We start from the raw sequence: 13826 nt of genomic DNA, 5'->3' as shown, positions 1-13826 counted from the left end.
GCAGCCGGATCGCGCGTCGATCCGCCGCCCGTCATCAGCCTTCAAGCCAGACGCGGGTTGCAATGTAGCCGTTGGACATGTCGTTGCCGATGTCGTGGACGTAGCCTTTCATCTTCTTGGAGCCCGCGTTCACGAAGTCGTTGAACATCGGCAGGATCAGACCGCCTTCGTCGCGTACCATCATCGCCATCGTGCGATACATTTCCTTGCGCTTGGCCTCGTCCAGTTCGGAGCGGGCTTCCAGCAGGATCTTGTCGAAGTCCTCCCGCTTGAAGCGCGTGTCGTTCCAGTCGGCGGTCGAAAGGTAGGCCGTCGAATACATCTGGTCCTGGGTCGGGCGCCCGCCCCAGTAGGAGGTGGAGAAGGGCTGCACGTTCCAGACGTTGGACCAGTAGCCGTCGCCCGGTTCGCGCTTGACCTCGATTTCGATGCCGGCCTTCTTGGCGCTTTCCTGATAGAGGACCGCGGCATCGACGGCGCCCGGGAAGGCGACGTCGGAGGTGCGCAGCAGCACCGGGCCGCTGTGCCCGGACTTCTTGTAGTGGAAGGCGGCCTTGTCGGGGTCGTAGGTGCGCTGCTCGATGCCTTCGGGGAAGAGGGCATAGGTCTCGTTGATCGGGAAGTCGTTGCCGACCTTGCCGTATCCGCCGAGGATCTTCTGGACCATCGTCTCGCGGTCCATGGAATATTTCAGCGCCATGCGGAGGTCGTTGTTGTCGAAGGGCGCGGTGTCGCAGTGCATGATGAACACGTAGTGGCCGCGGCCGGAGGTGTTCAGGATTTCGACGGTGGGCGCGCGCTTGAGCAGATCCACGGTCTTCGGATCGACGCGGTTGATGTAGTGAACCTGGCCGGATGAGAGCGCGGCGATACGTGCAGTCGCGTCGTTCATCGCGATCATCTCGATCGTGTCTACATAGCCGCGGTCTGTGCGCCAGTCGTCAGCGTTCTTCTCGAAGGTGGCGCGCACGCCCGGCTCGAAGCTTGTGACCTTGTAGGGGCCGGTGCCGATCATCGCGTTCGGATCGTTTAGGCCGCCGTTCGGCTGGATGACCAGGTGGTAGTCGGTCAGAAGCAGCGGCAGGTCGGCATTGCCTTCGGTCAGCACGAGGACGAGGTTGCCGCCGTCGGCCTTGATCTCCTTGATCGACTTCATCACGCCGAGCGCGCCGGATTCAGACTTCTCGTCGGTGTGGCGCTGCAGGGTCTTGACGACGTCGTCGACCGTCAGTTCCTTGCCGTCGTGAAACTTGACGCCCTGGCGGATCTTGAAGGTCCATGTGGCGGCGTCGGCGGACGGCTCCCAGGATTCGGCGAGAGCAGGAACCGGAGCGCCCGTCAGCGGCTCGGATTCGACGAGCATGTCACCCCAGTTGCGGCCCATGACGAAGGTGAACTGCGAGAGCGACTTTGCGGGGTCCTTGCTGTCGGTGGCGGCAGCGCCTTCGAGGCCAAGCTTGAGATGGCCGCCGCGCTTGGGCTCCTGCGCCTTGGCGGCGGTGTCGAACATCGTTCCGGCGGCGGCGAGCGTCACGCCGAAGGCGGCGGCGCGGCCCATGAATTCGCGGCGGTTCATCTTGCCGAGCATGACCTGGCGAGCGAGATAGTTCGTATAGTCCGTCATTCCCCTGTTCCCTTCGTTCGGCCGGTTCCGGCCTTCTTGTGCTTGGTAGAATTTCTGGTCTGCCGCCGGAGATTTTCGCACGGTCGGCTGTGCGGGGGCGCTCATCCGGCGCCTTGTCGGTCTTCAAGTTCTCCTTGTTCCCTTTGCGGCTCCCACCGCTTGCTGATTGATAAGATTACTGAATTTGTCTCGAATGTAACGCCCTAAATTTCCTTCGCTGTGCATAAATGCACCTTATGCAAATGCCCGCGACGTGCGCGAGCATGGTTTTTCAGGGCATGGCGATGTGGAAAAAAGAACCGCTCAGCGGCCCTTCCACACCGGATCTCGCTTCTCCGCGAAGGCGCGCGCGCCTTCCAGCTGGTCCTCGCTCGAATAGAGGACGTCCACCGTCGGAAACTGGCGGCGGGTGATCCTGTTCATCGTCGTCTGGAACGTCTCGCCCTCGGCGGCGCGCACCACTTCCTTGATCGCAGCATAGACCAGTGGCGGGCCGCTCTCCAAGAGCCGCGCCAGTTCCCAGGCGCGGTCGAGCAGCTTGTCGGCCGGCAGGATCTCGTTGACGAAGCCCCAGCGGTGCGCCTCGGCCGCGTCCAGCCAGCGGCCGGTCAGAAGCATGTCCATGGCGATGTGATAGGGGATGCGCTTGGGCAGTTTGATCGAGGCGGCATCCGCCACGGTGCCGGAGCGGATCTCGGGAAGGGCGAAGGTGGCATGCTCGGCGGCGAGGATCAGGTCGGTGGAGAGGGCGATCTCAAGCCCCCCGCCGCAACAGATGCCATTGACGGCGGCGATGATCGGCTTGTTCAGGTCGCGCAGTTCCTGCATGCCGCCAAAGCCGCCAATGCCGTAATCGCCGTCGACCGCGTCGCCCGCGGCGGCCGCCTTCAGGTCCCAGCCGGGGCAGAAGAATTTTTCGCCCGCGCCGGTGACGATCGCGACGCGCAGGGATTGGTCGTCGCGGAAGTCGCGGAAGACCTCGCCCATGATGCGGCTCGTCGCCAGATCGATCGCGTTGGCTTTCGGGCGATCGATCGTGACTTCCAGGATGCCGCCTTCGCGGCGCTTGCGGATTGGTCCGGTCATGGGCTTACTTCCTCAGACGGATCAGGGCGTCTGCCGCGACGACGCCGTCGCCTCCAGCAAGCACCATGATAGGATTGATATCCAGTTCATCGACAATTGAAGCGTTTGAAACGACATAGGATGCCGCCGATGCGACGGCTTCGACGAGCGCATCGACATCGCCTGGCGGGCCGCCGCGATAGCCGTTCAGCAGTTTTGCGACCTTCAGGCCGGAAATCGCCGCGCGAATGGCCGTTTCATCGGTCGGAAGCGTCAGAAGCGCCGAATCCTCCAGCAATTCCACCAGGATTCCGCCCGCTCCGACCGTCAGCACCGGACCGGCGACAGGGTCGCGCATCGCACCGACGATGAGCTCGGCGACAGGGCGGGCGACCATCTTCTCGACGAGGTAGCCGGAGGCGACGCCGGCCATGGCCGAGGCCGCTTCCAGCACTGCGTCGCGGGTCTGCAAGTTGAGCTTCACCGCGCCGGCTTCCGTTTTGTGGGCGACGCCGAGGCCCTTGAGGACGACCGGATATCCGAGTGCCTCCGCGGCGTCCGCAGCCTCATCCGCGGTCTCGGCGACGCGGCCCTCCGGGACGGGCAGGCCGAATGCGGCGAGCGCCTCTTTGGCCTCGTGCTCGGTCAGCGTCACCGGCTCGCCGTCTGCTGCAGCCACATTCAGCAGCGGCGCGGGAAGGGGCGTTGCCCAGAGCGCGCCGATGGTCGCTGCGGCTTCTGCCGCGGCCAGCGCCTCCTCGATGCCGTAGAAGGGCACGACACCGTTTTCCATCAGCATCAGCGCCGTATCCTCGGGCAGGTTCTCGCCCATGCTGGCGACGATGCCGGCGCGGGCGCCCGCGGCCCGCGCGGCGTCGATGACGGCATGGCAGGTCGTCACCCAGTCGCTCGCATCGCAGCGGTCGAGGCGCGGGAAATCCAGCACGATCAGGTTGAGCGCATAGCCGCCGCGCATCATCGCGGTGAAGGCCTCGGTCTGTTTCTCGCGGTTGCCCCAGACGAAGGTGTGGTAGTCGAGCGGGTTGGAGATCGTCACCATCTGGCCGAGGCTTTCGCGCAGGGGCAGACGCTGCTCCTCGCGCAGCGCCCGGTAGACGACCTTGCGCTTGACGCCGGCGTCGGCCATCAGCGAGGCCTCGCCGCCCGAGCAGCTCATCGACGAGATGTCGAAACTTGCGAGCGGGCCATGGAGGTGCAGGAGCTTCAGCGTCTCCAGGAGTTCCGGCAGCGTCTCGACGCGGCCGATCCCGAGGCGGGAAAGGAGCGCGGATGAGACCGCGTCGTTGCCGGCCAGCGAGGCGGTGTGCGAGACGGTGGCAAGCTGTGCCTGCTCGGACTTGCCGACCTTCAACGTGACCACCGGCTTCTGCAGTTCGCGGGCGCGGCGGGCGAGCCGCTCCAGCGCGGCGATGCTGTCAAAGCCCTCGATGTGCAGGCCGACGGCGGTGACGCGGGGATCCTCCAGCACCGCGCAGGCGAGGTCGCAAAGCCCGGTCTGCGCCTGGTTGCCGGCCGTCAGGATATAGGCGAGCGGCAGACCGCGCTGCTGCATGGAGATGTTACAGGCGATGTTGGAGGACTGGGTGAGCACGGCGACGCCGCGCTCGATCCTGACCATGCCGTGCTGGTCGGGCCACATCAGCGCGCCGTCCAGCATGTTGATGAAGCCGTAGCAGTTGGGGCCCAGGATCGGCATGTCGCCGGCAGCCGCAACGAGGGCCTTCTGCAGCTCGTCGCCGTCGGCAAGCTCGGTGACGGCCTCGCGGAAGCCCGAGGCATAGCAGACCGCGCCGCCGGCGCCGCGGGCCGAAAGCTCGCGGATGATCTCGATCGTCAGGTTGCGGTTGACGCCGACGAAGGACGCATCGGGGGCGGCGGGAAGCTCGGCGACAGAGCGGTAGCAACGGCGGCCGTGGATCTCGTCCTTGGTCGGATGGACCGGCCAGATGTCGCCGGCAAAGCCCATCTTGTCGCACTGTTCGATGACGCGGCCCGCCTCCTTGCCGCCGAAGACGGCGATGGAGCGGGGCCGGATGAGGCGGTCGAGGGAGCGGGTCATGTTCTGATCACGCTCCCAGCGGCCGCAGCAGGTCGCGGCTGATGATATGGCGCTGGATCTCGGAGGTGCCGTCCCAGATGCGCTCGACGCGGGCGTCGCGCCAGAAGCGGGCGAGCGGCAGGTCGTCCATCAGGCCCATGCCGCCGTAGATCTGGATCGCCTCGTCGGTGACCCGCGCGAGCATCTCCGTAGCATAGACCTTGGCAGAGGCGATCTCGCGGTTCGACGGCAGGCCCTGGTCGAGGCGCCAGGCGGCCGACAGCGTCAAAAGGTCGGCCGCGTCGATCTCGGTGATCATGTCGGCGAGCTTGAACGAAACGCCCTGGTTGGCGCCGATCGGCTTGCCGAACTGCTTGCGCTCGGCCGCATAGGAGAGCGCGTAGTCGAAGACGCGGCGCGCCCGGCCGACGGAGGTGGCGGCGACCGTCAGGCGCGTGGCGTAGAGCCAGTCGTTGGCAAGGTCGAAGCCGCGGTGCACCTCGCCCAGGATCTGCGAGGACGGCAGGCGGCAGTCGTCGAAGGAGAGGATGCAGTTCTTGTAGCCGCGATGCGAGACCGAATTGTAGCCGTCGCGGATCTCGAAGCCGGGCGTGCCGCGGTCGACAAGGAACGAGGTGATCAGCTTCTTCGGCCCGCGCGGCGTCTGCTCCTCGCCTGTCGCGATGAAGACGATGACGAAATCGGCGATATTGGCGTGGGAAATGAAGTGCTTGGTGCCGTTGACGATCCAGTCGTCGCCGTCCTTCCTGGCGAAGCACTTCATGCCGCGCACGTCGGAGCCTGCGTCCGGCTCGGTCATGGCGAGTGCGTCGAACTTGTCGCCGCGTACAGCCGGAATCAGGTACTTCTCGCGCTGCTCGTCGTTGCAGCCCATCAGGATGCCGGAGGGGCGGCCGAAGAAGACGGTCAGCGCCATCGAGCCGCGGCCGAGTTCGCGCTCGACCAGGGTGAACGAGGTGTGGTCGAGGCCCGCGCCGCCGACTTCCTCCGGGAAATTACAGCCGAAGAAGCCGATTTCCTTACACTTGCGGGCGATTTCCTGGCCCAGCTCCGGCGGAACGAAGCCGGTGCGCTCGACCTCGTTCTCGTGCGGATAGATCTCGGTCTCGACGAAAGAGCGGACCGTGTCGACGATCATCTGCTGTTCGTCCGTCAGTGCGAAGTTCATTGTGTTCTCCCTCGTGTTTTGAGGGGGCGCCTGCTGGCCTGCCCCTCATCCGCCTGCCAGCACCTTCTCCCCGCAGGCGAGGAGAAGGAAATTGCGGCGGCGCCTCGTTCTCTTTCGCCTGGTCCCATCCGGTCGGGCTTTGCCCTTGCCGGTCCAGGCGGCATGCAACTTTTTTGCCTCTTCGTTCTCCCCCGAAGCGTCTAGCGGCTGCAGCGTGTCCCTTCTCCCGTTCACGGGGAGAAGGTGCCGGCAGGCTGATGGGGAGCAGTCCCCTCCCGGTGCTGCGGCCACCCTCCCCACAAAGGGGAGGGAGAACGCGTCAGCGCTTCTGCCCCACATGCCGGCCGGCACCCTCGGGCATCGGCAGCCGCGCATGGGCCTCGGTCAGCGCCTTCACCTTGTCCAGCACATGCGCGGGTGCGGCGACCGCCTTGCCGGCCTTCGAGTCCACATGCAGCATCAGCTGCTCGGCGGTGGCGACAGGCTCGTTGGTCTGCGCATTGCAGATGGTCGAGAAGAACTGCAGGCGCTTTTCGTCCGAGGACAGGATCTGGCAGGTGGTGTAGAGCGCGTCGCCGAGCTTGGCCTCGCCGAGGTGGCGGATGTGGGTCTCGACCGTGTAGTAGCTGTGGCCGTCGCGGACATATTCGAGATCGACGCCGATCAGGCGCAGCACGCCGTCGGAGGTGTCGCCGAAAACCTGCAGGTAGCGGTGCTCGGTCATGTGGCCGTTATAGTCGACCCAGGCGGCGCTGACCTTGGTGTCGAGGATCTTCAGCGGCTTGACCTCGCCGAGGTCGACCTCCGGCTTCTTGGCATTGGCCCAGAGATAGTCCTCGAACTCGGTCAGAAGCTTGCCGGCACCCCAGCCGCGGCCGTCGTCGCCGGCCTTCAGCGCATGCATGATGCCGACGAGGTTCTGGTCGCGGATGCGCTCCAGTTCACGGATGCCGCGAGCGCCGGACTGGGCGTCGGACTGGTTGGCGATCTTGTCGACCAGTTCGTCGGTGAGGTCGACGACGTCTGTGAGCTTGGTCCAGGGCCAGGACAGGCAGGGGCCGAACTGGGCGATGAAGTGGCGCATGCCGGCCTCGCCGCCGGCGATGCGGTAGGTCTCGAACATGCCCATCTGCGCCCAGCGCATGCCGAACGAATAGCGGATCACATCGTCGAGGGTCTCGGTGTCGCAGATGTCGTCCTTGATCAGCCACAGGCCTTCGCGCCAGACGGCCTCCAGCAGGCGGTCGCCGACGAAGGCCTCGATCTCCTTGTTGATGATCACGCCCTTCATGCCGATGGTGGCGAGCTTGGCCTTCGCGTCTTCCAGCGTCGCGCGCGCCGTCTTCTCGCCGCCGACGAGTTCGGCGAGCGGCAGCAGGTATACGGGGTTGTAGGGGTGGGCGACGAACATGCGCTCGGGATGCTTCATGTCGCGCTGCAGGTCGGTCGGCATGATGCCGGACGTCGACGAGCCGATCAGTGCCGTAGGGCTCGCGGCAGCGTCGATCTGGGTGATGACGCCGCGCTTCAGGTCGACCCGCTCGGGCACGCTTTCCTGAATCCAGTCAGCGCCTCGCACGGCTTCCTCGATGCTCTTGACGAAGGTCAGCTTTCCCTTCGGCGGCAGCGGCGCCATGGTCAGCATGCCGTAGGCGCGCTCGGCATTGGCCATGACTTCGCCGATGATGCGCTCAGCCTCCGGATGCGGATCGTAGATGCTGACGTCGATGCCGGCGAGCGCGAACCGCGCCGCCCAGGCCCCGCCGATGACGCCGCCGCCGATGCAGGCTGCCTTGTTGATCTTGGTCATGTGGTCGTTCCCGTGGTGTCTGTTGTTGTGCTGATGTCTTCGCGCTGGAGAAGCTTGCCCCTCAGTTTGACCCTCTCCCCGCAGGCGGGGAGAGGGGACGCTGCTGCTGTCGCCGCAACCGCTCACTTCGATCGAGAAGCAGGGGCGGGCCAACTGTCCCTTCTCCCCTTTCGCGGGGAAAAGGTGCCGGCAGGCGGATGACGGGCAGGCCCTCCGGATATTTTTACCGCTTCGTCAGCTTCAATTTCTCGCGCACCTCGGCCGGGCCGATGACGCGCGCGCCCATGTTCTCGATGACGTTGACCGCCTTCTCTACGAGCTGGGCGTTGGTGGCGAGCTGGCCCTTGCCGATGTACAGGTTGTCCTCAAGCCCGACGCGGACGTTGCCGCCGGCGAGCACGGCCGCGGCCGGGTAGGCCATGGCGTTGCGGCCGATCGAAAACGCCGAGAAGGTCCAGTTGTCAGGTACGTTGTTGACCATCGCCATGTAGGTGTTGAGGTCGTCCGGCGCGCCCCATGGGATGCCCATGCAGAGCTGGATCAGCACCGGGTCCTCGATCAGGCCTTCCTCGACAAGCTGCTTGGCGAACCACAGGTGGCCGGTGTCGAAGGCCTCGATCTCGGGGCGCACGCCGAGGTCGGTCATCTGCTTCGCCATGGCGCGCAGCATCGATGGCGTATTGGTCATGACGTAGTCGCCGAGCGAGAAGTTCATCGTGCCGCAGTCGAGCGTGCAGATTTCGGGCAGGCATTCGGCGACGTGGGAGACGCGCTCGGTGGCGCCGGCCATGTCAGTGCCCTGTTCCTTCAGCGGCAGCGGCCTTTCGACGTCGCCGAAGATCATGTCGCCGCCCATGCCGGCGGTGAGGTTCAAGACGATGTCGACCTCGGCCTGGCGGATGCGGTCTGTCACTTCCTTGTAGAGGTCGTTGCGGCGCGAGGGCGCGCCGGTCTCGGGATCGCGCACATGGCAGTGGATGACGGCGGCACCGGCCTTGGCGGCCTCGACGGCCGCTTCTGCGATCTGCTTCGGCGTGATCGGCACGTGCTTGGATTTGCCGACAGTGTCGCCCGAGCCGGTGACGGCGCAGGTGATGAAGACATCGCGGTTCATGGCCAGAGGCATTGTGTTTCTCCCAGATTGTTCGTTGACGTCATTACGGGCCAAGCGGAAGACGCATGCTTTTCAATTTCGGCACCATTCTTTACACTTCAGGAAGAATCGTGGGGAGGTTTTGCCATATGCTCGACCCGTCGTCGGAGACGCTCGACCTGGACATTCTGGTGCTGCCGGAGACGAACCTGATCCTCGTCGCTTCCGTCATCGAACCCTTGCGCGCCGCCAACCGGATCTCAGGACAGGACCTCTACCGCTGGCAGATCTTCTCGCCCGATGGGGCGGCGATCGAGACGCGCAGCCGCATTCCGGTTCCCGTCGACGGGCCGTTCCGGCCGGAACAGGAAACCGCACCGCTGTTCCTCCTTTCCAGCTACCAGTGGCAGGAGAGCGCCACGCCGGCGCTGCGGCGGCAATTGTCGCGCACCGCGCGTCACCGCAGCATGATGGCGGGGATCGAATCGGGCAGCTGGCTGCTGGCGCAGGCGAGCCTGTTGGACGGTCATTCAGTGACGATCCACTGGGAGGATCGCGAGGACTTCGCCGCCGCCTACCCGCAGGTCAACGTTCTGACCGAGCGCTACGTGATCGACGGCAAGCGCATGACCAGCGGCGGCTCGCTGCCGACGCTCGACCTGATGCTGGAGATCATCCGCAGGCGTCAGGGCTATTCGCTGGCGCTCGAGGTGTCACGCCTCTTTATCTACGAGCATGAGCGGACCGGCGGGTTGTTGCAGGTGCCCGCGCTCGGCAACATGCGCGTGGCCGATCAGCGCGTCAGCCAGGCGGTGCGGCTGATGGAGGAGACGGTGGAGGCGCCGGTCACGCTCGCCCGTCTCGCCCGCCGCATCGGCATCTCCGCCCGCCACCTGCAGGATCTGTTCCAGGAGACGATGGCGGTTGCGCCGCACCAGCATTACCTGGCGCTGCGGCTGAACGCGGCACGGCGCAAGGTGATCGAGACGAAGCTGGAATTCGCCGACATCGCCGCCGCCACCGGCTTCAACTCGTCATCCGCCTTTTCCCGCAGCTACCGCGCCCACTACCACGAGAGCCCGACGGAGACGCGGCGCAGGCTGAGGGTGGCGGGGAAGGGGTGAGGGTGGTCAATCCGGATGCCGCGCCCCGGCCGTGGCAGTGTCCTGCCCCGCGCCGGTCGGTTTCGTTACAAGACCCGGCCGTTGGGCGCCGGCTACCGCAGCCGCGTCAGGACAATCCGGCGATACTGGATTGCTGGGGCCGCGCGTGGCTGCCGGGCGGATGGCCGGTGATGCGCTTGAAGGCGCGGCTGAAGGCGGCCTGCGAGCCGTAGCCGAGCTTCAGGGCCACGGCCTCGATCGGCATCCGTTCCTTGGCGATCCATTGCGCTGCGAGCCGCATGCGCAGCTCGGTCAGGTAGCGCACGGGCGTCATCCCGGTGACCTCGAGGAAACGCTCGGCGAAGACGGAGCGCGAGGCGCCCATGATGTCGGCGAGCTCGGCGACGGTCCAGTCGTGGCCGGGCCGATTGTGGAGAGCGACGATGACCCGTCCGAGGCGCGGGTCGCGCAGGGCGGCGACCCAACCGGTGGCGTCGCCGCAGCCGCATTCGACCCAGGCGCGCACGATGAAGGCTGCGACGACGTCGGCGAGCCTGGCGAGAATGCCGGCGAAGCCGGCGCGGGCGCCCTTCGCCTCGCGCTCCATCGCTTCCAGCATCGGCAGGATCTCGGGATAGCGTTCGATCAGCGTGCCGACCAGCATGATTTCCGGCATCAGCGCCACGAGGGGATGGAGCCCGCCAAGATCGAATTCCATGCAGCCGCTGAAGATGATCGCGCGCTGATCCTCGCAATCAGAACCGCCATTGCAGGCGCTGATCGCGCTGACGGAATCGCAAATCGGTGCGGACGAGAGGGCGCGCACGTCCTGGCAATTCGTATCGGACTGGGAGACCAGCGCATGGCTGCCGCCGCGCGGCAAAAGCACGGCGTCTCCGGCGTTCATCGTGTGAAAGGTGCCGGCCGGCGTGCGCAGATGAACCGGTCCGCGCGCGACGAAATGAAACTGGGCGCGGCCCTCGACTTCGCCAAAGGCGAGGCCGAAGGGCGGCGTCACCTCGATGCGGCGATATTCCAGGCCGACCAGCCGCATGCCCAGCAGCAGTTCGCTGACAAGGTCGGGCTCGATGGCGCGCGCGGACGTGGCTTTGGACGTCGTGGCGCGAGCGTTTTCGGACGAATGATCAAACATGACGGCGTTTGTGCCATAGATCGTCCGGAAGGTCCAGCCTAGCCTTGTTGCACTGCATCATTCACGATTCAAGGACAAATCTCATGCAAGCCATCTTCGATCCCTCCGAAAGCGGGCCGACAACCGACACGCCCGCCTGGGGCGCCGTCGTCTCCATGGCGCTCGGCGTGTTCGGCCTGGTGACGGCGGAATTCCTTCCCGCCAGCCTGCTGACGCCGATCGCCGCAGAACTGAACATCACCGAAGGAGCCGCCGGCCAGGCGGTGACGGCAACGGCGGTCGTCGGCATGGCGGCAAGCCTCCTCATCACCTCGTTCGCCCGCCGCACCGACCGGCGCCACCTGATGCTGTTCTTCTCGCTGCTCCTGATCGTCTCCAACCTGATGGTCGCGTTCGCGCCGGGCATGGTCATGCTGCTGACGGGCAGGGTGCTGCTCGGCGTGGCGCTCGGCGGCTTCTGGGCGATGGCGACGGCGATCACCATGCGCCTTGTGCCGGCCGCATCCGTGCCGCGGGCGCTGTCGATGATCTTCAGCGGCGTGTCCGCAGCGACGATCGTGGCAGCACCGGTCGGAAGCTATCTCGGCGAGGTCGCCGGCTGGCGGACGGTGTTCGTGCTGGCCGCCGGGCTCGGCGCGGTCACGCTCGTCATGCAGTTCCTGACGCTGCCCAGCCTCGCGCCTACCGGCTCGTCGAGCCTCAAGGCTTCGCTCAAGGTTCTCGCCCGGCCGAGCGTGGGGCTCGGCATCCTGGCGGCGACGCTGGTGTTTGGCGGTCACTTCGCCTTCTTCACCTACCTGCGCCCGTTTCTGGAGACGGATGTCGGAGCCGGCATCGAGACCGTCTCGGCCGTTCTGCTCGGCTTCGGCGTCGCCAATTTCGTTGGCACGCTGCTCGCCGGTCTGCTGATCGGCCGCAGCCTGCGGCTGACGCTGACGCTGATGCCGCTGATGATGGCGGCGATCGCCTCCGTGCTGGTCACGACCGGCGCCTCCCTGGTCGTCGACGCGGCCGTCATCACGCTCTGGGGCCTGCTGTTCGGCGCGGTACCGGTCGCCTGGTCGACCTGGCTTGCCCGCACCGTTCCCGACGAGGCGGAGAGCGCCGGCGGTCTGCTGGTCGCCGCGATCCAGTTCGCCATCGCCATGGGGGCTGCCGTCGGGGGCCTCATCTTCGACAGCAGCGGCGCAGCCGGCGTCTTCACCGCAAGCGGCCTCGTTCTGGCGGCGGCTGCGATCGGCATCCTGCTCGGCCTGAGGCCGCGGCCGGCCGTCTCCGTCGCCTGATCGAAAGCGGTGCCCCGCGTCTTCGTTGCGGGGGGCGATCCTGCACAGTCCGATCATCCCCATAGCCGACCCGCTATGTCGCCGCGCCCCCGCCGGTCGAGGGCGTGGAGTATTCGTTAGCGGGGGCGGAGATGATCTCCAGGACAGCTGCCGCGGTCTGCCGAGACACGGCGTTCCTCGGCCAGACCAGGCTGAGCGACTGCTGGAAGCGGGCGTCGAGGCGGATCAACGCCGGCGAATCGGCAATGCGCGAGACCGACTGTTCGGGCAGGATCGACAGATGGCCGTGCTCGCGCACCAGATTGATGATGACCGGGATGGAATCCACCTCCACCAGCGTCAGTCTTGCCCTCTCGCTGGCGGAAAGGGTGTTTGCGATATAGCGGTCGGTCATCTGTCGCAGGCCGCTCCGGACGCTCGGCATGGCGATCGGGTGCTTCTGCAGCAACTCGGTGGCGTCCTCCTGCGTGCCTTTGCGACCCAGGGCCAACGACCTCGGCACGGCAAGGGCCAGCGGCTGGCGGCTGACGAGCGCGCCTTCGAACTCGGCCGGGTAGCGATCGATATCCAGGAGCGCGAGGTCGAACCGGCGGGACTGCAGGCCAAAGATCAGTTCATCGGCGGTGGTCGAGGCGATGAAGAGGGGTTGGCGCGGACGTTGGCGCCGCCATTCAGCGGCAAGGCCCGCCAGCATCCGGGCGATGTCGCTTTCGTGACCGAACGGGATGACGGAGCCAAGCCGCCAGGTGTGGGCTGTCTTGCGGAAGCGTTCGTCGGAGGCCTGCGACAGGCCTGCCCAGATGCTGCCGATGCGTTCTGCGATCGCAAGCGCCGCGACGCCTTCCGGCGTGCAGGCGACGCCGCCGGGCGAGCGGTGGAGCAGGGGAAGGCCGACGGCCTGTTCCAGCCGGACGAGCTGCCGGGTCAACTGCGGCTGACCGAGCTTCAGCGTCCGTGCGGCGCTGCGGATACTGCCGGCATAGACCGTGGCGCAGAAGCGGGCGAGCGACTCCAGAGGGATCTGCGGCATCGGCGGCGCGGACCGGTGCGGCGGCGGCGGCGCAGCCTCGGGCCAACTGCACGTCCCGGCGCGCGCCGCGGGTGGGTATCCGTTTCCCGCAGGAGCGATGCGAAGCAGTTCCCTCGCCGCCCTGGCCATCTCGGCAAGCCGCTCCACGCGTGCCTGGGCTTCGAGCGTCGGCACCAGCACCGGTCCCTCGCGGCGGACAAGCGGTATGGAGATCGCCGCTTCCAGGCGCCGCAGCGCCGCACTGGCGCTGGAGGCTGGCCGGCCTTCGAGCCTGGCCGCCGCGCGCACGCTGCCGGTGCGCAAGATGGTCTCGACGAGGCAGAGTGTGGCGAGATCCATGCGGTCAATCCCTGGTGCTGCCCGCCTTTGTTCGGTTTGCGGCATCTACTGTACGGATATTGGGATATATCCGAT

The 13826-nt window shown here is 66.3% G+C and carries 10 protein-coding genes; 2 read left to right on the top strand and 8 right to left on the bottom strand.

Annotation, left to right across the window (positions count from 1 at the left end; translation table 11 throughout):
- Nucleotides 1-34: 34 nt before the first annotated feature.
- From CRO48_RS12715 to CRO48_RS12690, 6 genes are all read right to left on the bottom strand, one after another.
- On the bottom strand, nt 35-1624 hold the full coding sequence (locus CRO48_RS12715) for an ABC transporter substrate-binding protein (protein WP_097139790.1): 1590 nt from the start codon (nt 1622-1624) through the stop codon (nt 35-37).
- 303 nt (nt 1625-1927) lie between these two features.
- Nucleotides 1928-2710: a carnitinyl-CoA dehydratase gene (locus CRO48_RS12710; protein ID WP_097139788.1), complete on the bottom strand. Its 783-nt coding sequence runs from the start codon at nt 2708-2710 to the stop codon at nt 1928-1930.
- Nucleotides 2711-2714: 4 nt separating this feature from the next.
- Nucleotides 2715-4769: an acetate--CoA ligase family protein gene (locus CRO48_RS12705; protein ID WP_097139785.1), complete on the bottom strand. Its 2055-nt coding sequence runs from the start codon at nt 4767-4769 to the stop codon at nt 2715-2717.
- Between the two features lie 7 nt (nt 4770-4776).
- Entirely contained in the window at nt 4777-5937 is a 1161-nt protein-coding gene (locus tag CRO48_RS12700; RefSeq protein WP_097139783.1) for an acyl-CoA dehydrogenase family protein, read from the bottom strand.
- A gap of 319 nt (nt 5938-6256) precedes the next feature.
- Complete coding sequence (locus CRO48_RS12695; RefSeq protein ID WP_097139781.1) at nt 6257-7747, bottom strand: carnitine 3-dehydrogenase; 1491 nt, start codon at nt 7745-7747, stop codon at nt 6257-6259.
- A gap of 223 nt (nt 7748-7970) precedes the next feature.
- Nucleotides 7971-8873 (bottom strand): BKACE family enzyme, encoded by a 903-nt coding sequence (locus CRO48_RS12690; protein WP_097139779.1) that lies wholly within the window; start codon nt 8871-8873, stop codon nt 7971-7973.
- Between the two features lie 116 nt (nt 8874-8989).
- Between CRO48_RS12690 and CRO48_RS12685 the strand changes: the two genes are divergently transcribed.
- A complete protein-coding gene (locus CRO48_RS12685; RefSeq protein ID WP_097139777.1) occupies nt 8990-9964 on the top strand; it encodes a GlxA family transcriptional regulator in 975 nt (324 codons plus the stop codon).
- A 106-nt stretch (nt 9965-10070) separates the two neighbouring features.
- On the opposite strand, the gene CRO48_RS12680 is transcribed toward CRO48_RS12685, so the two are convergent.
- Nucleotides 10071-11096, bottom strand: a complete 1026-nt coding sequence (locus CRO48_RS12680; RefSeq protein WP_097139776.1) for an AraC family transcriptional regulator — start codon at nt 11094-11096, stop codon at nt 10071-10073.
- A gap of 83 nt (nt 11097-11179) precedes the next feature.
- Here CRO48_RS12680 and CRO48_RS12675 point away from each other — a divergent pair, with 83 nt between their 5' ends.
- Complete coding sequence (locus CRO48_RS12675) at nt 11180-12382, top strand: MFS transporter (protein ID WP_097139774.1); 1203 nt, start codon at nt 11180-11182, stop codon at nt 12380-12382.
- A gap of 73 nt (nt 12383-12455) precedes the next feature.
- On the opposite strand, the gene CRO48_RS12670 is transcribed toward CRO48_RS12675, so the two are convergent.
- Nucleotides 12456-13751, bottom strand: coding sequence for a LysR family transcriptional regulator (locus CRO48_RS12670; RefSeq protein WP_176526742.1), 1296 nt, complete (start codon nt 13749-13751; stop codon nt 12456-12458).
- Between the last annotated feature and the right edge of the window lie 75 nt (nt 13752-13826).

This window comes from Rhizobium subbaraonis (assembly GCF_900220975.1).
GTDB classification, from domain to species: domain Bacteria; phylum Pseudomonadota; class Alphaproteobacteria; order Rhizobiales; family Rhizobiaceae; genus Mycoplana; species Mycoplana subbaraonis.
This window is presented reverse-complemented; position numbering and strand designations above follow the sequence as displayed.